Origin of the sequence: Microcystis sp. M179S2 (genome assembly GCF_020245805.1) — a bacterium.
GTDB lineage: Bacteria > Cyanobacteriota > Cyanobacteriia > Cyanobacteriales > Microcystaceae > Microcystis > Microcystis aeruginosa.
In genome coordinates this window covers 1-23,238 of the sequence record NZ_JADBUE010000347.1, presented here as the reverse complement: position 1 = coordinate 23,238, position 23,238 = coordinate 1, and the positions used below count along the sequence as shown (strand labels likewise).

The 23,238-nt window shown below is 44.6% G+C and carries 20 protein-coding genes; 11 read left to right on the top strand and 9 right to left on the bottom strand.

Annotated elements, in window-relative coordinates:
- Both IM500_RS21865 and IM500_RS21860 read left to right on the top strand, forming a co-directional pair.
- Positions 1–541 (top strand): RNA-guided endonuclease InsQ/TnpB family protein (locus tag IM500_RS21865; RefSeq protein WP_287739528.1); only part of this gene is annotated, 541 nt, incomplete at its 5' end.
- A 156-nt stretch (positions 542–697) separates the two neighbouring features.
- Positions 698–2,284 (top strand): serine/threonine-protein kinase, encoded by a 1,587-nt coding sequence (locus tag IM500_RS21860; RefSeq protein ID WP_190722811.1) that lies wholly within the window; start codon positions 698–700, stop codon positions 2,282–2,284.
- Between the two features lie 117 nt (positions 2,285–2,401).
- On the opposite strand, the gene IM500_RS21855 is transcribed toward IM500_RS21860, so the two are convergent.
- Together IM500_RS21855 and IM500_RS21850 are read right to left on the bottom strand one after the other, a co-directional pair.
- The gene (locus IM500_RS21855; RefSeq protein WP_190722810.1) at positions 2,402–3,442 is read right to left on the bottom strand and encodes a fatty acid desaturase; all 1,041 of its coding nucleotides are present in this window, start codon (positions 3,440–3,442) and stop codon (positions 2,402–2,404) included.
- 516 nt (positions 3,443–3,958) lie between these two features.
- Positions 3,959–4,873 (bottom strand): Sll0314/Alr1548 family TPR repeat-containing protein, encoded by a 915-nt coding sequence (locus tag IM500_RS21850; protein WP_104397989.1) that lies wholly within the window; start codon positions 4,871–4,873, stop codon positions 3,959–3,961.
- Positions 4,874–4,958: 85 nt separating this feature from the next.
- Between IM500_RS21850 and IM500_RS21845 the strand changes: the two genes are divergently transcribed.
- Together IM500_RS21845 and rsmG are read left to right on the top strand one after the other, a co-directional pair.
- Entirely contained in the window at positions 4,959–5,606 is a 648-nt protein-coding gene (locus IM500_RS21845) for an ABC transporter ATP-binding protein (protein WP_190358273.1), read from the top strand.
- A gap of 149 nt (positions 5,607–5,755) precedes the next feature.
- Complete coding sequence (rsmG, locus tag IM500_RS21840; protein WP_287739527.1) at positions 5,756–6,433, top strand: 16S rRNA (guanine(527)-N(7))-methyltransferase RsmG; 678 nt, start codon at positions 5,756–5,758, stop codon at positions 6,431–6,433.
- 2 nt (positions 6,434–6,435) lie between these two features.
- On the opposite strand, the gene cax is transcribed toward rsmG, so the two are convergent.
- The 3 genes from cax to IM500_RS21825 all read right to left on the bottom strand — a co-directional run bounded on the left by cax (position 6,436) and on the right by IM500_RS21825 (position 9,816).
- Positions 6,436–7,524: a calcium/proton exchanger gene (gene cax / locus IM500_RS21835; RefSeq protein ID WP_190722808.1), complete on the bottom strand. Its 1,089-nt coding sequence runs from the start codon at positions 7,522–7,524 to the stop codon at positions 6,436–6,438.
- Positions 7,525–7,550: 26 nt separating this feature from the next.
- Positions 7,551–8,174 (bottom strand): YdcF family protein, encoded by a 624-nt coding sequence (locus IM500_RS21830; protein ID WP_147073192.1) that lies wholly within the window; start codon positions 8,172–8,174, stop codon positions 7,551–7,553.
- A gap of 157 nt (positions 8,175–8,331) precedes the next feature.
- On the bottom strand, positions 8,332–9,816 hold the full coding sequence (locus IM500_RS21825; protein WP_287739526.1) for a site-2 protease family protein: 1,485 nt from the start codon (positions 9,814–9,816) through the stop codon (positions 8,332–8,334).
- Positions 9,817–9,920: 104 nt separating this feature from the next.
- Between IM500_RS21825 and IM500_RS21820 the strand changes: the two genes are divergently transcribed.
- Complete coding sequence (locus IM500_RS21820) at positions 9,921–10,592, top strand: MBL fold metallo-hydrolase (RefSeq protein ID WP_190722806.1); 672 nt, start codon at positions 9,921–9,923, stop codon at positions 10,590–10,592.
- Positions 10,593–10,851: 259 nt separating this feature from the next.
- Positions 10,852–11,820: a thiamine-phosphate kinase gene (gene thiL, locus IM500_RS21815; RefSeq protein ID WP_190722805.1), complete on the top strand. Its 969-nt coding sequence runs from the start codon at positions 10,852–10,854 to the stop codon at positions 11,818–11,820.
- Positions 11,821–11,823: 3 nt separating this feature from the next.
- Here thiL and ffh read toward each other — a convergent pair whose 3' ends face one another.
- Positions 11,824–13,260 carry a signal recognition particle protein gene (gene ffh, locus IM500_RS21810; RefSeq protein ID WP_002796145.1) on the bottom strand — a complete coding sequence of 479 codons (1,437 nt, stop codon included), beginning with the start codon at positions 13,258–13,260 and terminating at the stop codon, positions 11,824–11,826.
- A gap of 170 nt (positions 13,261–13,430) precedes the next feature.
- Complete coding sequence (locus tag IM500_RS21805; RefSeq protein ID WP_061430868.1) at positions 13,431–13,847, bottom strand: hypothetical protein; 417 nt, start codon at positions 13,845–13,847, stop codon at positions 13,431–13,433.
- A gap of 84 nt (positions 13,848–13,931) precedes the next feature.
- Here IM500_RS21805 and hslO point away from each other — a divergent pair, with 84 nt between their 5' ends.
- The 5 genes from hslO to IM500_RS21780 all read left to right on the top strand — a co-directional run bounded on the left by hslO (position 13,932) and on the right by IM500_RS21780 (position 22,474).
- Positions 13,932–14,846 carry an Hsp33 family molecular chaperone HslO gene (gene hslO / locus IM500_RS21800; RefSeq protein WP_147069221.1) on the top strand — a complete coding sequence of 305 codons (915 nt, stop codon included), beginning with the start codon at positions 13,932–13,934 and terminating at the stop codon, positions 14,844–14,846.
- 63 nt (positions 14,847–14,909) lie between these two features.
- Positions 14,910–16,865, top strand: coding sequence for a coiled-coil domain-containing protein (locus tag IM500_RS21795; RefSeq protein ID WP_287739525.1), 1,956 nt, complete (start codon positions 14,910–14,912; stop codon positions 16,863–16,865).
- Positions 16,866–17,494: 629 nt separating this feature from the next.
- Positions 17,495–18,706: a pentapeptide repeat-containing protein gene (locus IM500_RS21790; RefSeq protein WP_287739524.1), complete on the top strand. Its 1,212-nt coding sequence runs from the start codon at positions 17,495–17,497 to the stop codon at positions 18,704–18,706.
- Between the two features lie 110 nt (positions 18,707–18,816).
- The gene (locus tag IM500_RS21785) at positions 18,817–20,460 is read left to right on the top strand and encodes a Ppx/GppA phosphatase family protein (protein WP_190722803.1); all 1,644 of its coding nucleotides are present in this window, start codon (positions 18,817–18,819) and stop codon (positions 20,458–20,460) included.
- Between the two features lie 364 nt (positions 20,461–20,824).
- The gene (locus IM500_RS21780; RefSeq protein WP_190722802.1) at positions 20,825–22,474 is read left to right on the top strand and encodes an alpha/beta hydrolase; all 1,650 of its coding nucleotides are present in this window, start codon (positions 20,825–20,827) and stop codon (positions 22,472–22,474) included.
- Positions 22,475–22,570: 96 nt separating this feature from the next.
- Here the strand turns inward: IM500_RS21780 and IM500_RS21775 are convergent, their stop codons facing one another.
- Both IM500_RS21775 and IM500_RS21770 read right to left on the bottom strand, forming a co-directional pair.
- Positions 22,571–22,861, bottom strand: coding sequence for a DUF3082 domain-containing protein (locus IM500_RS21775; protein WP_002786666.1), 291 nt, complete (start codon positions 22,859–22,861; stop codon positions 22,571–22,573).
- A 65-nt stretch (positions 22,862–22,926) separates the two neighbouring features.
- Positions 22,927–23,094, bottom strand: coding sequence for a hypothetical protein (locus tag IM500_RS21770; RefSeq protein ID WP_242034695.1), 168 nt, complete (start codon positions 23,092–23,094; stop codon positions 22,927–22,929).
- Between the last annotated feature and the right edge of the window lie 144 nt (positions 23,095–23,238).

Here is a 23,238-nt window from a genome sequence, read left to right as displayed (position 1 = left end):
CCGTAAGGGTAAAAAACAATCTCGTAATTATCACAAAGCTAGAAAGCGATATGCTCGGAAACATTTAAGAGTAAGTAGGCAACGAGAAGAGTTTGTCAAGAGTGTGGCACTCCGTTTAGTTAAGTCTAACGACTTAATCGCTTATGAAGACTTGAATATCAAAGGTATGGTCAAGAATCGTCATTTAGCCCAGTCGATAACCGATGCAGGATGGTCTGTTTTTAGGCAATGGCTAGAGTATTTTGGGGACAAATACGGCAAGTTAACTATAGCTGTCTCACCTCATAATACGTCTCAAAATTGTTCTAGTTGTGGACAAAAAGTCGAAAAGTCGCTATCTACTCGAACCCATGTTTGTCCTCATTGTGGATATACAGATTGTCGAGATAGAAACGCCGCTTTAAACATCTTGCAAAAGGGATTAAGTAGCGTGGGGCGCACGCAAACTTTAAACGCTTCGGGAGAGATTCCCTCTTGGTTGGTTGGAGAAATCCTGCTTGCTAACGGAGACTCAATGAACGAAGAATCCCCGTCTCTTTAGAGCGGGGAGCGTCAAACAAAAAAGGCGTTACAGGCGCTTTGATTGTCTGAGGCCTCTGGTTTTAGACTTTGGGAGATACCCCCCTTGAGGAGAATCTCTTAAAGTGCATTGTTAAGGTGTGTTAGTAAAAAAGTATCGGTCAATTGGTGATTCTAGATGACCTACTGCCTTAATCCCAACTGTACTCAACCAAAAAACGCCCCGACAGCGTTAATCTGCGAGAGTTGCGGTTCAAAACTTCTTCTGCACGACCGCTATCAAACCCTAGGCATTTTGGGGAAAGGAGGGTTTGGGGCAACTTTTGTTTCATCAGATCTGTCCCTACCAGATAAGCCCCTCTGTGTGGTCAAACAACTGCAACCTCCCTCTAAAGATGCTAATGTTTTTCGCATGGCGAGGGAACTTTTTGCTCGAGAAGCGGAAACCTTGGCAAAACTGGGAGTTCATCCGCAGATTCCCCGATTATTGGACTATTTTGAAGATAATCAACAGTTTTATCTAGTTCAAGAATACGTTAAAGGTCATAACCTGCACCAAGAGGTTAAAAAACGCGGACCGTTTAGCGAAGCGGGAGTCGAACAGTTTTTAAGTGAACTCTTGCCGATTTTGCAATATGTCCACGAGCAAAAGGTAATTCATCGGGATATCAAACCCGCTAACCTAATTCGTCGGCAAACAGACCGAAAATTGGTTCTGATTGACTTCGGGGCCGTCAAAAATCCAGTTAATAGCGTCATGGCCAATGCCGATTCTCAAACGGCTTTCACTAATTTTGCCGTGGGTACCCAAGGTTTTGCCCCCCCCGAACAGATGGCCATGCGTCCCGTTTACGCTAGTGATATCTACGCGGTGGGAGCTACCTGTCTCTATCTACTCACGGGCAAATCTCCTAAAGCGATCGAAGTTGATATTAATACAGGTGAATTACTCTGGGAAAAATTAGTCAAGGTGAGTCCCCAGTTTGCTCAAGTCCTGAAAACAATGCTGGAAGTCTCTGTCCGTCATCGCTACAAATCCGCCCAAGAGGTAATGGATGCTTTAGAGATGACGGCTTATGCCGATAGTCTAGCCCAAAGTTTAATCGCCGCTCCAATGGTTACTTCCCAGCCCCCCCGACAAGATTCAGGTTCGATAGCCACTTCCTCCGTTTCTGTCCCTCTCAAGTCTAAATTTCGTCCCCAAAATAAAAATCCAGAGGCCTCTCCAGATAATATGCTGGGGGGACAGATGGCTTTTTCGCTGTTTGATACAAATGTATTGAATAAAAGTAAAGCCCGCAGCAGCACAGAGCTAACCTTACTGAAGAAAAAACCCCGCTTAGATGAAAAAGCGATTCTCGATGCTTACAATGACGGCCGGCGCAATTTCGCCCAAGAGGAATTACCAAATCTCAATCTGGCCAAAGCCAAACTTTTGGGCGTCAATTTTTGTCAATCCAAATTAACAGGAGCTAATTTACAAGGGGCAGATCTGTCCAATGGGGATCTGGGCCGGGCTAATCTCAGTCAAGCTATTCTCAAAAGCACCAATTTAAATAATGCCTATCTCGGTTATGCAGACCTAGAAAAGGCCGATTTACGCGGGGCTAATCTCACCGGCGCCCATCTTCGCTACGCTAATCTCAAAGATGCTAATCTTTGCGGGGCTAATCTCTCTGATGCCCAAGTAACTCGAGAACAAATCGCCCTAGCAAAAACCAATTGGTTAACAGTTATGCCCAATGGTAAACGCGGTTCCTGGTAATCTTTTTTCAGTGGGTAAGTTATCAGTAATCAGTGAAAAGACAGTAGGAAACTTCGATTTAATACTGTCACTTAAAACTCAAATCTGATAACTGATAACTGATCACTGATAACTGATTTAACCGCCGCTTTCCTTAAAGGTTTTGTAGGCGGTTTCGGAGTCGAAAATATGGCAATAATCAACAATTCGCTGCATTAATGCCCAAGAAAACTCGGTTTCTTTCAGGTGACTGCCCCAATTTTCTTTGAGACTAGCGTGAACTTTGCGGAGGTTATAGGAAGGAATCGCCGTCGAGATATGATGGGGGATATGGACATTAATATCGTGACAGAGAATTTCTACCCAACGGGGATAGCTACAGTGAACTGTCCCTTCTAGTTGCGCTAAAGCTTGATTCCACTCTTCGGGATGGAAAAATTGAATATCGGGGTCTGTGTGATGGACAAGGGTAAAGGTACTCATCCAAAAATGATAGACAAACCAAGGTACCACCCAAAATTTAACCAATCCCCAGACACCAGTGTAGAAAATGAGGGTTGGGAACAAAATAGCTCCAAAAACTAGAACGACAATCATCGAAAAGCGCGCTTTTTCCCGTTCGTTCTCCTTGAATTGTTCGATGTTGAAGTGTAGAATAGCCCAGTGGGCGATCGAACCAAGCCACCAGAAACGTCCGCGAATGCCGCGATAAAAGAGACGCACTAAGGGATTGGCCGAGTTAAAAGCTTCTAATTCCCACGGATCCCAAGCATTATCTATAGTTACCATGTTAGTTTTAGTATGATGGCGATCGTGCAGGAAACGCCAGCAGTGGAAGGGATAGATAAGCGGTAAGAGGAAAATATGACCGACAAGATCATTAACCCAGCGTCGATTGGAAAAAGACCGATGACCGCAATCATGGGCGATCACAAAAAATCCCGTTAAAGCTGTACCAGTGAAAATCCAAGCTAAAGGCAGTAAATACCAGGGAGAATAAACTAGCATTGCATAACCCGCAATGACCGCCAAAATATTCGTAATCACTCCAAACCAAGCTTTAACTGGGTCTTTCTGGAAATATTCTTTGGGAATGGTTTTAATAATATCTTTCAGTTTAAAGTCTGGCTCGATCGAGGTGATCAACTCCCCATGCAATTTATCCGTCGTTGCCGTCATGAAATCTCCAATTACACTTAGGTGAACCCTTGACAAGAAATCAGCTAGGAGGTTTGGCTAAATTCTGCTCCTTACCACAAGCCAATTTTTTTGTCAATATATTTTTAACTTTAATTAATAAACTTCTGCGAAGCTTAATAATCCTTTACTTTATATACCATAAGAGGAGATTTTCTGTTTTGGCCAAATTTGACGGCGGGTGCATCTCATTTTTGTAAATCTACCAATTGGGATTTTTACGGGGAAACTCTCGGCTAAAATCGGGCATTACTTCCGATTTTATCACTCAATCCCAGCTTTTGGGGGGTAGAACCCCCCAAACCCCGGAGCGCATTAGCTTTTCGGTGGGATGCTTACACGCAGCTGCTGATACATTTGTCATCATCTAAGAGTCACTGATAATTGCTGATTGTCGGTATTCCTGCAAATCTGCGATGCACCCTTGACGGCTGCCTTTTGCCTTCAAAAACTGATAACTGATAAAAAAAACAAATATTGACTATTTTTAGGCTTTTTTCAACGATTAGCGGTGTTTTCTAGGGATTTAATCTCCTCCTGTACCTTACGGTGTTCGCGATTTAACTGTTTTTTGACCGATTCGGGGAGTTGTTCCTGTTTTTTCAGGGCATTATTAAAGTAATCTAATGCCAGTTTCAAAGAGCCGGTATTTTTATCCGTATTGCCTTGAATTCTTAGGATTTGACCTTTCAGATACATTAATTCCGGATTATCGGGGGTCGCTTTCAGAGCGTTATCGATAAACTGCAAAGCCTGATCATACTGCTTTAAATCCCGGTAAGCTAGAGCTATGCCTCGATCAACCAAGTAATCAGGACTACCATAGGTTTCTAGCCGTTGAATTGCCTCTTGAGGACTAGAAAAGGGCAGATTAACCGCTAAAATCAAATCCATATAACCCTTTAACAGGTTCAATTCCGGATCCGTAGGATTAACCTTTTCTGCGGTTTCCAAATACTGAAACACCTGTTGTAATCTGGGGATAGCCGATACTGCTCCTTCGGTTTGAAAAACGTAGGTTCCCTCTAAAAAACTCCCCACCGCTAGATACAAATTTCCCCTTAAAGGGTCACTGTCCTGCATTTGTTTGGCCGCTGCCTTAGTTTTCTCGGAGTAGGTTTTTAGGGTGTTCCAATCCTGGTCGGTAAAAGCAAGAGAGGCGCGCATAGCATGGGACAAAGGTTCTTGGGGTTCCTTTTCTGTGGCCTCAACAATTAATTTTTTTGCCTCTAGATAGTTACCTTGTTTAAAAATAGCGTTAAAAGCGGCCTCGGTCTTATCACCAATCGGTCGGGGATTGGTTTTGCGGAAAGGATCTCCAGCTAACCCGGGACCAATCCAGTTAACCATTACCATAACAGCCAGGGAAGCACCGATCGCCATTTTTTTCGTTAAACCTAACCGCAGCACCATGGTTAAAAGTCTCCTTGAGCGAATGAAAAAATCTGTCACAATAGAAACGGGTTTCTAGACTTAATTTCCAGTTATTTTCCTGTCAATGCTTTATCTCAAAGATGTGGTTTATCATCCTCCCGCTGCCCTCAATCCCATTTTACAGGGGATTAATCTCGAATTAGCCCCCCAAGAATTAGGTCTGATTGTCGGCCCCAGTGGTTCCGGAAAAACGACTCTTTTGGAAATTCTAGCAGGCTTTGCCGATAAAACAGCAGGGACAATTCACTGGCGCGACCAAGAATTAACGGTGCTGCACCTGCAACAATTAGGAGGAATCGTTTTTCAGTTTCCTGAACGTCATTTTTGCGGTAAAACCATCCTTGAGGAGTTGCGTCTCGGTCATCCGGAGATTAAAAGCGATCGCCTAACGGCGGCCTTAAAGGAGGTAGGATTAGAAAATACTCCTCTGGATACTTCTCCCCACAATCTGAGTGGAGGTCAACAGCGTCGTTTATCCCTCGCTGTCCAGTTAATCCGGCAGCCTAATCTGTTACTTCTCGATGAACCTACGGCCGGTTTAGATTGGTCGATGCGTCGTCAATTGGCTAAACTTCTCGCTAGTCTCAAACAACACTGGACTTTATTAGTAGTTAGTCACGATGCTGGGGAATTATTGCCTATTGCTGACCGTCACTGGAAAATTGAACAAGGACATTTGAGGGAAGTAAAAAGTGAAAAAACAGATAGTTGAGGTTTTAGGGTTTTGGGGTATTAGTTGAAATTTCCCCACTCCCCCAATAGCTGATAACTGATAACTGATAACTGATGACTGATGACTGATAACTGATAACTGATAACTGATAACTGATAACTGATAACTGATAACTGATAACTGAATTAATGATCCTTCCTGAATTATTTGACCTTTGGCAAGAAACCCTAGAATGGCAACCCGATGGGGCCATACAAGCGCGATTTCAACAACTTTATGACTTGATTTTAGAGGGTAATCAACGTTTTAATCTCACCCGAATTACCCAACCGGAGGAGTTTTGGGAAAAACATCTTTGGGATTCTTTATCGGGTTTAGCTTGGTTACAAAAATCCCAGCCAGATCTATTGACAAAATCTCTATCAGTCATCGATTTGGGGACCGGGGCCGGATTTCCGGGGCTGCCAATTGCGATCGCCTATCCCCATTGGTCGGTGACTCTCTTGGATTCCACCCAAAAAAAGATTAATTTTCTTGAAGAAGTTATTGACAAATTAGAGTTAAATAACACGAAAACTCGTTTAGGTCGGGCGGAAATCGTCGGGAAAAACCTTAAACATAACTGTGCTTACGATATCGTCTGTTTGCGAGCGGTAGGTAATGTGGATATCTGTGTTAACTATGCTTTGCCTTTCGTGAAAAAGACCGGAATCGCTATTCTCTATCGTGGTCAGTGGTCGTCGGAGGATAGTTCGAGTTTAGAGAAGAATTTAGGGAAAGCTGGCGGTAAAATCCTCGAAATTGCCAGTTTTACCACTCCCTTAAGCCAAAGCGTCCGTCATTGTCTATATATCTGCAAGGGATAACTCTAAGCGGTGAGAGGATGAAAAAAGAAAGCCAAGGCCAGGATAGTATATGTAGCTAAGAGTAACATTCCTTCCAACCAATTCGATCGCCCATCACTACTAATCGAATTAGCCAACCACACCGCTACAGCCACTGCCACTAACTCAAAGGGATTAAAATTTAGATCCATGGGCTGACCGATAATATAACCCATGATAACCAAAACCGGAGCCACAAACAGGGCGATCTGCATACTGGAACCGACGGCCACAGATACCGATAGATCCATTTTATTCTTAAGGGCGACGGTGACAGCCGTAGCGTGTTCGGCCGCATTACCGATAATAGGCAAAAGAATTACCCCGGTAAACAGCGCCGTTAAACCTAGCTGTTCCGTAGCCTCCTCTAGGGATGCCACCAATAACTCCGATTCTACGGCCACGGCGATGGTAACGATCAATAAAATCAAAGACCAAAACCAGATTTTCGGTTTTGCGGGGTTTTCTCCAGCGCTTTCCTCCTCGATACCGGCAACCCCGACATCGTAGAGATAGGTGTGGGTTTTCATGGAAAATAAGAGACTTAAACCATAGACGAAAATTAACACCGCTGCCACGGCCACGGATAGACGTTGCAGGACTGCTTCCCCGACTCCCGTGGAGGTAAATTGCACGGCAGTGGGTAAAAGGAGCGCCACCACCGCTAAATTCATGGCCGAGGCATTTAAACGGGCAGTTATTGGTTGAAATTCCTGTTCTTTGAAGCGTAAACCGCCTAAAAACATCGATAATCCCATAACTAAGAGTAAATTACCGATAATTGAGCCAGTAATCGTCGCTTTTACCACATCAATGAAACCTTCCCGCAAAGCGACATAGGCGAGAATTAATTCTGTGGCATTGCCAAAGGTGGCATTCATCAAACCGCCAATATTTGGCCCAACCACCACCGCAATCGCTTCCGTGGCTTCCCCCATATAGGCCGCTAGGGGGATAATGGCTAGACAAGCGGTGATAAAAACAACTGTTCCGCCCCAGTGTAACAGCGAACCGGCGATCGATATAGGCACAAAAATCAATAGGATGGCGAAAATGGTGTTTTTGCTTAACATAAAGTGAGTATTTTGTCAAGATAATTTTATTTTGATCGGAGATGGGAACTAGAAGCGGATTCTAGCCAAAATTCCCCGGTGGAACCGCTTATTACCCATAATATTGCCCTAAAACCGTCTCTGAGGGACTTTTCTAGGGGTTCGGGGGGTGATTGGGAGGGAACAGTCACCGGTTTAATCACAATTCCGCGACTACCAAAAACAATTTCTCCCACTAATCGCGCCCTTCTCATGTGATTATCGGAAGTGACTAGATAGACACTATCAATACCTTCGGCTTTCAGTTGATCGGCTAGGCTAGTAAAGTTAGTGACAGTATCTCGCGCATTGTAATCGAGATGGAGACGTTCTGGGGGAATTCCCGCTTTTTTAAAAATCTTTCTCACATATCGTCGCGGACTACCGGAAGACACCCAAATCGGTAGATCGGGATATTCCTTAGCCAATTTTGCCGCAAAACGTTCTCGATCGGCATGACCTCCCAAAACAAAAATCGCTTCCGGTTTTAGCCACTGCTGACGTAAATCGTGGTATAACCAGCCTAAACTCGCCAAAATTAGCGGAATAGCCAGCAATTTTAACCTAGATTTGCCTAACTTCGCTTTCAGAGAAACTCGCTTTTTTCTGCGAGAATTAGCCTTGAGAACCATATATCAGTGAGCGGTGATCAGTTGTCAGCCTTCAGCTTTGTGGATTAAAGTGATCGAGGGTGAGGGTCATCGAACTCACATTGACGTAGGAGATAGGGATTTTATCCCCTAACTGACCGATAATTTTCCCGGAACTCAGGTTGATTGATGCGGTCGCTTACATCCCCCACCAACGGGCCACCGCTTCGGGAAGGGGTAGCAAAATACTTAATAACAAAGCCAGGGAAAATAAACCTAATAAATCTCGTTTATTATCCAATTCGGTGACATCATTTAAAGCAGGTTGATCGCTGACTGGCATTAATAAGAGAATAATCGCCCAGAGTAAAAAATCTGGTTGCACTAGGGCTAAAATAAACATGAATAATCGAGTTAATTGACCGATAATTATGGCGGTTTTCTGCCCATACATGGCGTGAACAATATGACCACCATCCAATTGACCCACGGGCATTAAATTTAGGGCTGTAACGATAATTCCTACATAACCAGCTACCGCTAAAGGATGTAAATGGATCGCTTTTCCGGCGATTAAATTACTGCCGAGGGCTAGTTTAGCTAGGATAGACAAGAGAAAAGAAAACTGCGGATTTAAGGCCTGAAAATTTAATAAACTGCTTTGATTAGTTAGGGGAACTATTTCCGAGAGGGACAACCCCCAAAACAGTAGAGGAATAGCGATAATTATACCCCCCAAAGGACCGGCCACCGCCACATCAAATAAAGCTTTACGCGTGGGAACCGGGGAGCGCATTTGAATAAAAGCCCCGAAGGTGCCGAGGAAGAAAGGAAAGGGGATAAAATAGGGCAAAGTGGTTTTAATTTTATATTTAACTGCTGTCAAATAATGACTGAATTCGTGCAGTCCTAAAATAGCAATTAAGCCTAAACTGTAGGGTAAACCTTGCAATAATAAACTAGAATTATTTTCTAATTGTTGGGTGGTAATGCCACTTAATCCCGCACCGACCACTGTGGTAGTTAAGATAGTTAATAACAATAAACCCAGGGCAAGAAAGGGGCGAGTAACTTTTTCAGTTTCTATAGTTTCTGTTTTTTGCTGCCAGGGATTAGCCACAAGAGCGAAAAAAGGTTGTCCCTGAAAACTTTCTTGGAAAAGCAATAAAAAGCGATCCCCAAAAACCTTTTCCACATTGTTTTTAATCACTTGATAAGCTTCTTCGGGAACCGCTCGCAATTTGCCCCGACAGAGAATTGCCTGGGGACGATAATCGATATTTTGCAGATAATAAATCCCCCAAGGAAAACAATCTCGTAGGGATTTTTCCTCTTCAGCAGTGATCGGTTTTAAATCACTTTTAGGTGCAGGATTATCAATATTTTCTAGGACTAAATTCGCTTTTTCCAGTGGTGATGGGGGGCTTTCTTGGGGAGTAACTCGACCCTTTTGTACTAGCCACCAATACAAAAAAGGGCAGATCACAAAAGGACCGACCAGCAAAAATGCCGGCATGGGGGTATCCTCTCCATAGATTAACGTCCAGCCGGTCCAAATAAGAGCCGGAGTCATCAGGACTAACCAAATTAACCAAATTGGTGTTGTCGTGATTTTGGCCACGCTACGCTTGACGATAAAATAGGTGAAACCGCCCAGAATCCCTAATAACAACCACATTTCCATATCGGCTCTTTTCTCTTGAGTAAAAGGCGGCTAATTTCAGCCAGCCCGGTCATCGATCGTGCTAAATTGTAAACCGCATTGATTGTGATTTGGATAGGCAAACCATGCGATCGGAAACCGAATCGTCTCCTTTAGAGGTTAGCAAAACCACAAAACCCCCTCGATTAATTCTAGAAGGTTTATACGCTTTCTCGCCTAATCGGGAAACCCTAGGGGGAACCTCTTATCTTATTGTAGAAAATACTGGTAATATTCTGGTGGATTGTCCTAGCTGTGAGGAGAGCGAGCGGGATTTTCTCCTCGAAAAAGGGGTCCGTTACCTATTTTTTACCCATCGCGGGGGTCAGGGGAAACAGAGCGATTCTCTGCAAAGTTTACTTGATTGTGAGATTATTCTACAGGAACAGGAAGCTTATCTGCTTCCTCACCGTCAAATTACCGTTTTTCAGCAGCAAATCCAGTTATCTCCCACTTGTAGCGGTTTTTGGACTCCTGGCCATTCTCCCGGCTCCTCCTGTCTCTACTGGCAGCGTCACGGGGGGGTTTTATTTACCGGTCGTCATCTTCTCCCCGACACCAAGGGTCAACCGCGACCCCTACAGACCGCGAAAACTTTCCACTGGCCGCGGCAATTGCGATCGCAACAGGCTATTTTAGACCGTTTTAGTCCGGAAACCCTCTCCTATCTTTGTCCGGGGGCTAATACCGGCTTTTTGCGCGGTCGGGGAATTATCGATCGCGCCTACGAAAAAATCAGCGCCAATCCTCTTAACTAGGGTATGCTGAATAAATCTAAAAACCTTGTTGGGTAAGACTTTTAGACTTTTTGTCAATCAAAAAGTACCAGGTATGGGAGTGATCAGGGGGAAAATTCAGGTACTTTTTCCCTGAAAATTAGGTAATTGGCCACCTCAAAACCGGTAAAACCCCACACCCCACACCCCACACCCCACACCCTGCCCCCACCGAAAAACTTTTTCAGCAAACCCTAACTAAAGACTTTTTAGAAGCTGCATTGTTCAATTCCCAGAAATTATGAATTTAACCGTTAAAGATTTGGGTGAACAGGGATTGCTACCGATTCTGCAAAAATATTGTCCTGCCGAGATTATCGGTGATGATGGGGCGATTTTATGCCTCAAGGAGGGTTATTCTCTCGTCGTCACCACTGATGTTTTAGTTAATAACGTCCACTTTAGCGATCTTACTACCTCTCCGGAAGATGTGGGCTGGCGAGCGGCGGCGGCTAATTTATCCGATTTAGCGGCTATGGGGGCAGAACCCCTGGGAATTACGGTAGGATTGGCTTTAACTCCCGATCTAGCCATCGATTGGCTAGAAGGACTCTATCGGGGTCTTAGCTCTTGTCTGCAAGTATATCAGACGGCGATCGTTGGTGGCGATGTCTGTCGGGCCACGGAGATTAACATCAGCATCACCGCCCTGGGACAAGTGGCAAAAAATGAAGAAATTAGACGTTTTAACGCAAAAGTTGGCGATAGTATCGTTATTACTGGTTATCACGGTTTATCGCGGGCTGGATTAGAGTTACTCTTTCACCCTGAAACCGGGAGGAATTTAAATTCCGCCCAAAAAAAGCGATTAATCCAAGCTCATCAACGGCCGCGACCGAGACTTGATTGCATACCACATTTACAAAAAATTGTCAAGCAATTTCCCATCGCGGGCATGGATAGCAGTGACGGGTTAGCAGATGCCATCATGCAAATTTGTCGCTGTAGTGGGGTTGGTGCTGAAATCGAGAGGATTCCCCTGCATCCAACCCTGAAAGAATATGTAGGAGCCGAAAAAGCTCTAGAATGGGCTTTATACGGCGGTGAAGACTTTGAGTTAGTTTTGTGTTTGCCTCCGGACAGTGCCAGAGAATTGTTGGAGAAAGTGGGGGAAGAGGGGGCGATAATCGGTCAAATTGTCCCCGGGAGAGAGATAAAATTAGCCGATGGTAGAAACCTCAGTTTAAGCTCTGGATTTCAACATTTTTAGCCTCTATAAATCGCCAAAACCTTTCTTTTTCTTGATTTTCTTTGGTTTTTTCGGGCTGCCACCTTGACCGCGGAACCCCGGTTGATTGCCACCCCCAAACATTCCGCCACCCATCCCGGGCATCCCAGGCATAGCGGGCATTTGTCCCCGTCCCATCTGTTGCATCATCGATCGCATTCTGGTGAAATTAGTAATTAGTTTGGTAACTTCCGTTTCTGGATGTCCCGAACCTTTGGCAATGCGACGACGACGATTAGGAGACTTAGCCAATAAATCGGGGTTAGCGCGTTCCTCCGTGGTCATGGAATTAATCATCGCTTCCGTGCGTTTTAACTCTTTTTCGCCCTTTTCGATGTCTGTCCCGCTCAGTTTGCCTAGACCGGGGATTAACTTTAAGACTCCCCCCAGGGAACCCATATTTTTTAACAGCCGCATCTGTTTGAGGAAGTCATTAAAATCAAACTTAGCCTCTAAAATCTTGGCCTGCATTTTGGCCGCGTCTTCTAGGTCTAACTGTTCCTGAGCTTTTTCCACTAGGGTCAGGACATCACCCATATTGAGGATGCGACTGGCAAGGCGATCGGGATAAAATGGCTCTAAAGCTTCTACTTTTTCGCCAACCCCAACAAATTTAATCGGTTGTCCCGATATTTGCCGCACTGATAAGGCCGCACCACCGCGAGTATCGCCATCAAGTTTGGTGAGAATTGCCCCCGTGATGCCAATTTGTTGGTGAAAAGTGTTGGTGAGATTGGCCGCTTCCTGACCGGTCATCGCATCCACCACTAATAAAGTGTCGTCGGGCTTGACAATTTTCTTGATTTGTGCTAGTTCGCCCATCATCTGGGTATCTATCTGCAAACGACCGGCGGTGTCGATGATAACCGTATCTACGCCCAATTCTTTGGCTTTTTCCACACCTTGACGGGCGATATCGACGGGATTAGCCTGAGAACCCATCTCGAAGACGGGAACATTTATCTGTTTACCGAGGGTGATTAATTGGTCAATGGCCGCCGGACGGTAAACATCGGTGGCCACCATCAGGCAGCTTTTGGACTGTTTGCGGAGATATAGGGCTAATTTGGCGGTGGCGGTGGTTTTTCCCGTCCCTTGCAACCCGGCCATTAAAATTACGGTGGGGGGTTTATCGGCCTGGGCTAGGGGAACGTTACTTTCCCCCATAATTTTAACTAATTCATCATAGACAATTTTGATAAATTGCTGACCGGGATTGACTCCGGAAATCACTTCAGCGCCGAGGGCTTGTTTCTCGACCTCAGCAATAAATCCCTTGACCACCTGTAGGTTAACATCTGCTTCTAATAAAGCCCGCCGGACTTCTTTGAGGGTTTCTTGTATATTGGCCGAGGAGATTTTATCTTGACCTCGTAATTTTTTCCATGCGTCTTCTAAGCGGTCGGCCAGTGCGTCGAACATAGTTTCGGAATTAAATTTTTAACTAGATCGATTTTATCTCAAATGTCGGGTGAAGACCCCCGTTCTTATCCTGTCATTGGTCTCGGACTGGCATAGTGCAGCCACTCTCCCGGTGTAGGAGAGTGAGCAGCGGGGAGAGACAATCCATAATTGGGTTTTTAAAGTGCGATTTACCTACTAGCCACTCCTAAATCCTTCACTTCTAACTTTTGATTGCTCAAAAATAGTCGTAATTTCAACAAACTGAGAGTTTGACCGAGATTGAGGGGAAGGAGAGAAATGCCTTCTAACCGCGATTGTAACCAACCATCGCCCCAATACCATTCGTGATAGCCATCGATACCTTGACTCAAAAGCAAGCGTAAACACTGGTCATTGGCCAATAAAACCTGATGTTGTATGGGAATTAAACCTAACCAAGAGGTAAAAGTCAAGCCTTCCTCTAATTTATCGGGTAGATTGGGCGAGAGCATTTGCGGCCACAGCCATTGACGGAGATGAGCAGTTTTGAGCAAACTATCCCGGATAGCCTGTTCACTGGCCGAGATTTCGATACGCAGCTGACTTTGTTGAAAATTGCCGAACATATTGTTGTCTGATAATTTTTGTTAAGTTAGTTAAAGAATAACTAAAAATCGGGACAGCGTTTTCCAAGGATAACAGTAAGTAGTATGGCAGATAAATTAATCCGCGCCACGGCCGCCGATGGCGGAATTAGAGTAGTAGGAGTGATTACCACTCGTTTAACGGAAGAAGCCCGCCAAAGACATAAATTATCTAACGTAGCCACTGCCGCTCTCGGTCGCACGATGGCATCGGCTTTACTCTTGGCTTCCAGTTTAAAAAAACCCGGTTCTAGGGTCAATATTCGCATTAAAGGCGATGGTCCCCTAGGCGGTGTTTTAGTTGATGCGGGACTCGATGGCACGGTGCGGGGTTATGTGGACTATCCCCAGGTGGAATTACTCCCCAATGCTCAGGGTAAATTAGATGTGGGTCGCGCCGTGGGTGACAAGGGTTATGTGCGAGTCTTACGGGAAGAAAAAGGCGAGGGGAGAAATGAACTTCAAGAAAGCATCGTCGAGATAGTTTCTGGGGAAGTGGGGGAAGATATCGCCTACTACCTGGACCAATCGGAACAAATTCCCTCCGCTTTGCAAGTGGGGGTTTTTGTCGGTACGACCACAGGAGTGACGGCAGCCGGGGGAATTTTATTACAAGTTCTCTCTAAAGAAGCGTCCCGGGATGAGGTCTTGGTGGCTCGTTTAGAGTCGAGATTGCGAAAATTAACGGGATTTACGCCTCTTTTACGGGCAGGAAAAGGACTAGAAGATATTTTTCAGGAACTTCTCGGAGATATGGGTCTAGAAATTTTTCCGGCTGTGCAGATGCTGCGTTTTGATTGTGATTGTTCTTTTGAACGGGCCTTAGGAGCTTTAAAATTCCTCGGGGTCGATGAATTAAAAGACATCATCGAAAAGGATAAACAAGCGGAAGCCATCTGTGAGTTTTGTCGGGAAGTGTACAATGCCAACGAGACGCAATTAATCGAATTAGTCGAGTCTCTACAAGCTGAATCTTGCTGAGAAGTTGGGCAATGAGCGCCATTAAGGTAAAATCTATCTAAAATATCCGTCAGGGAGTCGTGAATGTTTAAAGGAAAAGAATTAACCAAAAATCTAGTCAAACGAGAATCGATTGACTCCCTGACTCGTTGGCCAGAGAAAACTAAATCTTTTCTTTTTCTCTTTTGGTACCGATACCAGCATCGTTTCACTTGGAAAGTTTGGGCGGCTTTATTTGTCGTCGTCTTTGGCGGTGTTGGCTTTCTCGCCACTTGGCAGTTATTAAATATGCAGAAGTCGCCCAATTGCCCAAAAATCTTCTGGCCTATTGCTTCTGCCTCCCTGCGTCTCTACTGCGCTCAACTTTCCGCCGATAGTCGCACCGTGGAGGGTTTACTCGCAGCAATTGCCCTAGTGGAAGCTTTACCCGATGACCATCCCTTGCGATCGCAAGTTAATCAACAGGTGGAAGAATGGGCGCGAGATATCCTGAATTTGGCTGAAAAAGACTATCAAGCGGGAAATTTACAGCAAGCGATCACTAAAGCTCGTCAAATCCCCAATAATATGGCAGTAGCGGCAATTATTGAAGAAAGAATCGCTAAGTGGCAAGGAACTTGGACGGAAGGCAACGATATCTTAAGCAAACTAGAGGAAAATCTCCGCGCTTCCAACTGGAATCAATCTTTCCGTCTAGCGGTGGATTTATTGAACTTAAATAACGAATACTGGGCAACGGTTAAATATAATGAAGCGCTCGCTAAAATTACCGTCGCCCGGGAAGATAGCAGTAAATTAGATAATGCCTTTAATCTCTTTGCCCGGGGCGGTCTCGACAATTGGTTCAAAGTCATCGAAGAAGCTAGAAAAATTCAAGCCAGCAGTTATGCCTATCAGGAGGCAGAAAAATTAATCGGGAAAACCGAGGATAAACTGCAAGAATACGCCGAAAGATTAATTGAGCGGAAGCAATGGCAATCTCTCCGGGATTTGGCTAACCAAACCCCCAAAGACCTCAAAATTAAAGAAGATGTCACCGATTGGTCCCTCTTGTCCGCAGCGGCCTTAGATGCGGAAGTCGGCACGGTGGAGGGATTGGAAGCTGGCATACTGGGACTAGAACAAATCGACGCTTCTCGACCTCTCCATCAAACGGCCCTAGCTATGAGGGAGCGCTGGCAGTTACAGGTACAGGATCTAAGAATACTGTCCGAGGCTAGAGATTTAGCACAAGCAGGTACGATCGAGCAGTATAGCGCCGCTATCGCGAAAGCGGGCGAGGTTCCCCGTAATAATCCCCTCTGGTCGCAAGCACAGCAGGAAATTGGCTCTTGGAATCGTCAAATACAAGTCATAGAAGACCGGCCGATTTTAGAACGCGCGCGGGAAATTGCTCTCCCCGGCGATATTAATTCCCTCAGTAACGCTATTATTCAGGCGCGGGCAATCGCTAAGAATCGGGCCTTATACCGAGATGCCCAACGGGAAATTGGCGACTGGCAAGTGCGGATTGAACGCATGGAGGATCAACCCATTTTAGATCAGGCTCAAGCTTTGGCCAATCTCAAAGACTATAGCACAGCGATCGAAACTGCCAATCAAATTCCCCCCGGTCGCACTCTTTCCTCGGAAGCTTCCCAAAATATCCGTCGTTGGCGCCGAGAGTTGCGGGCCCGTCAAAATCTCCAACAGGCTAATCAATTAGCGGCGATGGGAACCGCAGAAGGTTTAACCCGGGCGATTGCTTTAGTTACCAATATTTCCACTAAAACCGATGCGGGTGTGCAACGGACTGAATTGCTGGAACGTTGGAGTTATCAGCTTTTGTCTTTAGCCACGGACCTAGCTAATAATGGTCGTTATCTGGAAGCTATTCGCCTTGCTGAATCCGTATCCCCGGAAAGTACCGCTTACAGTTCGGCTCGCTCCCAAATGCAAGGCTGGCGCAATATTCTCCAACCTCCGGCCCCACCGCCAATAGTTGAATCGACTCCCCTTTCCCCAGAGTCCCCGATAGAAACACCAAGTCCGGGTCAATAATCAGTTTTAGGGGCTGTTTTTGCCGTGGATTGCCCCTAAAAAAGTCCCTCATCCCCAGGGGTCTGTCCAGTTAAATCTGTATTATACTAAATCCTGTTTACAAGGGATAGGATGGCGGGGGAGCGGGGAGAAACAATCCATAACTTGGGAGTTCATCGCACTATTCAAAACCGATTTAGTATAAATTGCCAACAAATAACCAAAGCCAATTTTAAAAAGATAATAAGTAGGTAGGCGTTAAAAATTATCAGACACCCCCCTTATCAAGGCTGTCCATTAGTCACATCTTTCTTAACATTTCAAACCTTTGTAGCACAACGCTTTCAAGACTCGGTTAACAATTTGTAATATTCCTTGTTGACACCCTTACTGACAAAGAAAAAACTGAAATCAAGTCAGGATAAGAGTTGGAGTGCTTAATGAAAAAATTGTTAAGAAAGATCCCTATAAGGGATAGAAGGGTAGGGTTGATTCATGAATCAACCCTACTATGAATCGGCCCTAGGATTAAGGGGGGCAGGGAGGATCAAAGACAAAATCTATCTTCAATTTAATTATAACCACTTACTTACTTAGTTGTTATGAATTACATTAATCAATCAAGCCAAAAACAGAACTCTTTAATTTCTATGAGAGCAAGTGAGGTACTGGATTTATATGCCAAAGGGAAACGCAATTTTACGGGAGTAAAATTAAAAGGAAAGTGTTTTCAAGGAAAGAATTTATCGGGGGCGAATTTTAGTCAAGCAGATCTGCGTGGTACTAATTTTCAAGGGGCTATTTTAGAGGGAACTAAATTTACCGAGGCTAGGGCAGGATTACTAAAGCGCGGTCGGCTACAATTAATTTTAATTTCTTGGTTAATAGCGGCTGTCTGCGGATATATGTGGGGATTAGCTGGTTATTATCTAGCTTTAATGCTGGTGACAGATGTAACCAAATTTAAAATTATTGGTGCGGGTATAATCACGATTTTATCTCTAATTTACGGAATATTTTATCGTCAGCGAGTGGGGGGATTGCCCTTAGTTTTATCCTTGATTTCTGGTCAAGCAATAAGTTTTACCCTAGCAATTTTTATCAGCTTAACTTTAACTTTATTGACAGGAATTATATTAGTTTTTCAGGGAGCATTAGCTGGAATAGCTGTGATGAATGGAACTTTTTCTATAGCTTTGATTGTTGGGGTTTGTGGTACTTTATTCACCGCTTATCTGGCTTGGTTATCCCTAGAAGAATCGAGAGCAACGGTCACGAAATCCATGGCAATTGCTTTTTTAGCCAGTAAAGGTACAAATTTTTGCGGGGCAAATCTCCAAGAAGCCGATTTCACGGGAGCGCAGTTAAAAGCCACTGATTTAAGGGCAAAAGATTTAACTAGAACTCGATTTTATCTGGTATCGGGCATCGAGCGAGCGCGCTGGGAAAAGACAATTCTGGACGAAGTTGCGATGAGAAATCTTCTGGTTACTGGTCAAGGGGAAAATAAAGCTTATATTGGCCATAATTTTCGCGGACTGAATCTTTACGGGTTTAACTTCAAAAATGCCAACCTGACTAGGGCAAATTTCAGCGAGGCAAATTTAGCCTACGCTAATCTAGAAGGGGCAAATTTAGCCCATAGTAACGTGATGAGAGCCAATTTACAGGGAGCCACCCTGACGGGTGCTTGTATCGAAGCTTGGAAAATCGCCGAAAATACTAATTTAGAAGGGGTTGATTGTGATTATATCTATTTAGTCGAGTGCGATCAAGAGCGCCGTCCCAGGGAGGGAGAATTTGGGGAGGGGGAATTCCGGCAATTGGCCCTGGAGCAGCGAAAATTGTATATTGACGAATAAGATAACTGCTATACAAAGCTAAAATTGCGGCGCCGAGGCGGGCAATTAGAGGGATAATAAGACCAGCCTTAACACCTATCCCCCGACTGGTAACTGATCACTGATAAGCGATGGTGAATATTTCTAATCAAGTTATACCCAATCGGGGACTAGCGCCCCAGGCAAAAGCCTCCGATGTCCAAATCCTAGCGGCGATCGATATTGGTACGAATTCGGTTCACATGGTAGTAGTGGCAATTGAACCGTCTTTACCCGCTTTTACGATTATTGCCAGAGAAAAGGATACAGTCCGTCTGGGCGATCGAGATAGGAAAACCGGTAAATTAACCCTAGCGGCCATGGAAAGAGCGATCGCTGCTTTAAAACGCTGTCACGATCTGGCTATTAGTCTCCAGGCGGATCAGATTATTGCCGTTGCCACTAGCGCCACCCGGGAAGCGACCAACGGCGACGAATTTTTGGCTTTAATCGAGAAAGAAGTCGGTATTTCTGTAAATCTCATCTCCGGACAGGAGGAAGCGCGCCGGATTTATCTCGGTGTCGTCTCGGGAATGGATTTCCAAAATCAAGCCCATATTATTATCGATATCGGTGGTGGTTCCACAGAATTAATCTTAGCTGATAGTCAAGAAATTCGCTTTCTTAGTAGTACCAAAATCGGCGCGGTGCGTTTGACCCAAGATTTGATCACCACCGATCCCATTAGTACCACAGAATTGGCCTATTTAAGAGCATACACCCGCGGAATGTTAGAGCGGGCAGTAGAGGAAATTAAACATCATTTACAGCTGGGAGAAGTGCCGCGCTTAGTGGGAACTTCTGGGACGATCGAAACTTTGATGACTATCCATGCTTTGGAGAAATTGGGGTTAATTCCCAATCCTTTAAATGGCTATCAATTAACCCGCAAAGATGTCAAAGAATTGGTCAAACGTTTCGCCACTTTGGACTATCACCAAAGACTGGCAATTCTGGGGATGTCCGATAAACGGGCCGAGATAATTCTAGCCGGTTCGATCGTGCTTTTGGAAGCGATGACCATGTTAGATGTTGATAAGTTAGTTCTCTGTGAAAGGGCCTTGCGAGAAGGGGTAATCGTCGATTGGATGCTGACGCACGGTTTAATTGATAATCGGTTACTTTATCAGAGTGAAATCCGTCAGCGCAGTGTCTTGAAAATAGCGAAAAAGTATCAAGTTAATTTAGAATCTGCTGAGAGAATAGCGGCATTTTCCCTGTCTTTGTTCGAGCAAACCCAAGCACAATTACATTCTTGGAATCAGGAGGCTAAAGATTTATTATGGGCGGCGGCTATACTGCATAATAGTGGTTTATATGTTAGTCATGCTGCCCATCATAAACATTCCTATTATTTAATTCGTAATGGTGAACTGTTGGGCTATACGGAAATAGAGTTAGAAGTGATCGCTAATATCGCTCGTTATCATCGCAAAAGTAAGCCGAAGAAAAGGCACGATGATTTTATGAAATTAACTGAATACTATCAGTATATGGTCAGACATTTAAGTGCTATACTGCGCTTGGCTGTGGCTTTAGATCGGCGACAAATAGGAGCGATTAAAAAGATTGAATGTAAGTATGATCCTGAATATAGAACCCTACATCTGCATCTTTTTCCCAATAATGCTGAAGATGATTGTGCTTTAGAATTGTGGAGTTTAGACTATAAAAAACCTGTTTTTGAGGAAGAATTTGGGGTGAAAGTAGTGGCAACTTTGGCATTTTTACCCTGAAATCATGAGCAGTGAGCGGTTAGGTAGCTTGAAATCGGCAAGATGGAAATTTTCGAGACTTGTTGCCTATTATTCTAGGTCAAGATTATCGATCGAGGTAAATTGATAAGTAGGTAGGCACAATTATTTGTAGGATGGGTTAGCGGTAGCGTAACATAATCGGGCGTTGGGTTTCATGCTTCAACCCAACCTACGTTCATCTTATATTTAATTCCACCCACCCACTTATTCTAGGTCAAGATTATCGACCGTGGCAAATTGATAATTTTTGTTGATAGTCAAGCAAGAAAACGGTTAAAAACTGAAAGGTTACTGTTATAATCCAGAGGGAATAGGATCGCAGAAAGAAAAGGAGCCGAAAAACTTGTTGCAATTAGCTAAAATTGGTCGCTTGATCGCTCTTGGTTGCTTGGGAACGATACTGACTAGCTTTCCTGTCCTCTCGGCCGAGAGAATCACTTTTATCTTACCGCCCTTTAGTCGTACCCTAGAAATTAGTTCCCTAGAAAAGTTTGTCGAGACTGGCAGAATTGACGCTAATCTAAGACAATATTTAGGTAATACCACCCCCGAACAACAAAGAGAATTTCGCCAAGCTTTAACCACAAGTAAAGAAATTAATCCCGTCCTGATCTCGCGCTTTTTTAACACCAGAATGGGGGAAGATGTCCTCAACCTTTTAGGGGAACTGATCACCATTCAAGGGGGTATTAATGGTAAATTCGCTCTGCGTTCTGCCCTAATTAAATCAGCTTTTGAACCGGGAGGGGTAACTATTCTTAATCTGCTGCGTAATCTGCCCACTAATATGCAGATTGATGTGACAAGAGTGCAAAGATTAGCTAGGGCGATCGATATCGTCCTGAAAGCGACCACAGTATTCACGGAAAAGGTGGCGCAATTATCCTTAGAAGAAGCTAAAAAGGCTGGTGAAATTAATTTTACCGCCATGACCGACCCCCGACAACCGGGACCGCGACAAGTAGAACAAATGCGGCTGGATTTAACCGATAGCCGTCGTCAGAGGGAACTTTATCTAATCATTGTGAAACCCAAGGGGCAATTAACCCAGAAAACCCCCGTTATTGTCTTTTCCCACGGTTTAGCTTCTCGTCCCGAAGATTTTCTCCGACAAGCGGAACATTGGGCTAGTTACGGTTATCTCGTCGCCATACCCCAACACCCCGGCAGCGATACCCTACAGGTGCAGAATCTGCTCGCTGGTTTATCGGGGATGGTTTTTGATAGCAACGAATTTGTCAATCGTCCATTGGACATATCTTTTGTGATCGATGAATTGCAAAGACGCAACGCGGGGGAATTTCAGGGGCAATTAGATGTAGATAATGTGGGAGTTGGTGGACATTCCTTCGGCGGTTATACAGCCTTAGCCGTGGGTGGAGCGACGATCGATTTCGAGAATTTACAACGGGACTGCCAAAGAAGATTAGCTTTTCTCAATGTCTCCCTCTTGCTCCAGTGTCGTGCTTTGGATTTACCCCGAGAAGAATACAACTTTCGCGATCCGAGAATCAAAGCGATTTTTGCGGTTAATCCGTTTAATTGGAGTATTTTCGGGGCTAAAGGACTAGCTAAGATCGAAATTCCCAGTTTTGTAGCGGCAGGAACCTACGATCCCGCTACCCCCGCTATTTTTGAACAGGTGCGCTCTTTTCCCCTGCTCAACACCGAAAATAAATATTTAGCTCTGATTGAAGGTCAAGCTCACGTCGATTTTTCGGTACTAGATGCGGGAATTAACGAAGCGATCGAATCCGTAGCCGATCTTACCCTGCCCGCACCCTATGTGATCGATAGTTACGCCCATTCCCTATCTTTGGCCTTTTTTGAGGTGTATATTCGTAAAAACCCCGGCTATAAACCTTTTTTACAGGCGGCCTATTCCCAATATCTCAGTCAAGGCCAGGAGTTTAGATGTTTTCTGATTACCCGCGCCTCCTCGGCCGCTTTAGAACAACTCATCGAAGATTTTACCGCTCAAAATGTCCGTTAATCAGTTATCAGTTATCAGTTCACTGTTTACTGTTTACTGATCACTAAAAAGCTCCCCACTTTCCCACTTTCCCACTTCCAATTCATAATTCATAATTTATGTTTGTTGAGGGCGTTTAAGCAGTAATTGGATAGCCAAAAGAATTAAACCAATGGTGACAAAAGCAAAAATAAAGGTTCCTAGAGAAGCTAAACCAAAAACTAAAGTGCGGACAGCGCTGCCAATTCTCAAGGCGATCGGACTGTGAGCAACCATTGGTTTTGAGTAAAAAGAATGACCGATCGCTGCTGTGAGATAATAGAGAATTGTCCCCAATGCTGCCGAAATTGCCGCACCAACCAAACAGCGAGTAGGAGTAACTTTTTTGGTTTCTAATTCTGTGGTCATTCCTTTTTAGTCCTCAAATATTGCCCAGGTTAAATTTTAATTCTTTTCCCCAGCATTTTACCCGACTAGGACCAAGGATCGAGGACGGAAGGAAAAGAAGTATCGACTTGCGAGGAGGCGATCAGGTCTTGATTCTGGTCTAGTTGCCGTTTTAACTGTTCCCAATCGCCGGGGTCGGTTAACTCCTCATAAACAGGGGCAGCGGAAAAGATCGTTTCTTTGTCCGTTGACATCCTCACCGCCGTGAACGGACGGTGATTCCCAAACCTCACGATTTAGGTTTCTGCTTCTTTCCCTTGCGGGGTTCCGCACCTGCCTTAACAGATTTACTCTGTTCTGGTCTTATAGTCGCTCCACAGACTGACACCGCAAGCCCT

What these genes read in the sequence shown, in the direction of transcription:
- cax (WP_190722808.1), bottom strand. Translation starts at nt 7,524, where the DNA reads ATGTTAAGCAAAAACACCATTTTCGCCATCCTATTGATTTTTGTGCCT.
- IM500_RS21830 (WP_147073192.1), bottom strand. Translation starts at nt 8,174, where the DNA reads ATGGTTCTCAAGGCTAATTCTCGCAGAAAAAAGCGAGTTTCTCTGAAA.
- ffh (WP_002796145.1), bottom strand. Translation starts at nt 13,260, where the DNA reads ATGTTCGACGCACTGGCCGACCGCTTAGAAGACGCATGGAAAAAATTA.
- IM500_RS21775 (WP_002786666.1), bottom strand. Translation starts at nt 22,861, where the DNA reads ATGACCACAGAATTAGAAACCAAAAAAGTTACTCCTACTCGCTGTTTG.
- rsmG (WP_287739527.1), top strand. Translation starts at nt 5,756, where the DNA reads ATGATCCTTCCTGAATTATTTGACCTTTGGCAAGAAACCCTAGAATGG.
- hslO (WP_147069221.1), top strand. Translation starts at nt 13,932, where the DNA reads ATGGCAGATAAATTAATCCGCGCCACGGCCGCCGATGGCGGAATTAGA.
- IM500_RS21860 (WP_190722811.1), top strand. Translation starts at nt 698, where the DNA reads ATGACCTACTGCCTTAATCCCAACTGTACTCAACCAAAAAACGCCCCG.
- IM500_RS21785 (WP_190722803.1), top strand. Translation starts at nt 18,817, where the DNA reads ATGGTGAATATTTCTAATCAAGTTATACCCAATCGGGGACTAGCGCCC.
- IM500_RS21770 (WP_242034695.1), bottom strand. Translation starts at nt 23,094, where the DNA reads ATGTCAACGGACAAAGAAACGATCTTTTCCGCTGCCCCTGTTTATGAG.
- IM500_RS21825 (WP_287739526.1), bottom strand. Translation starts at nt 9,816, where the DNA reads ATGGAAATGTGGTTGTTATTAGGGATTCTGGGCGGTTTCACCTATTTT.
- IM500_RS21790 (WP_287739524.1), top strand. Translation starts at nt 17,495, where the DNA reads ATGAGAGCAAGTGAGGTACTGGATTTATATGCCAAAGGGAAACGCAAT.
- IM500_RS21805 (WP_061430868.1), bottom strand. Translation starts at nt 13,847, where the DNA reads ATGTTCGGCAATTTTCAACAAAGTCAGCTGCGTATCGAAATCTCGGCC.
- IM500_RS21820 (WP_190722806.1), top strand. Translation starts at nt 9,921, where the DNA reads ATGCGATCGGAAACCGAATCGTCTCCTTTAGAGGTTAGCAAAACCACA.
- IM500_RS21795 (WP_287739525.1), top strand. Translation starts at nt 14,910, where the DNA reads ATGTTTAAAGGAAAAGAATTAACCAAAAATCTAGTCAAACGAGAATCG.
- IM500_RS21850 (WP_104397989.1), bottom strand. Translation starts at nt 4,873, where the DNA reads ATGGTGCTGCGGTTAGGTTTAACGAAAAAAATGGCGATCGGTGCTTCC.
- thiL (WP_190722805.1), top strand. Translation starts at nt 10,852, where the DNA reads ATGAATTTAACCGTTAAAGATTTGGGTGAACAGGGATTGCTACCGATT.
- IM500_RS21855 (WP_190722810.1), bottom strand. Translation starts at nt 3,442, where the DNA reads ATGACGGCAACGACGGATAAATTGCATGGGGAGTTGATCACCTCGATC.
- IM500_RS21845 (WP_190358273.1), top strand. Translation starts at nt 4,959, where the DNA reads ATGCTTTATCTCAAAGATGTGGTTTATCATCCTCCCGCTGCCCTCAAT.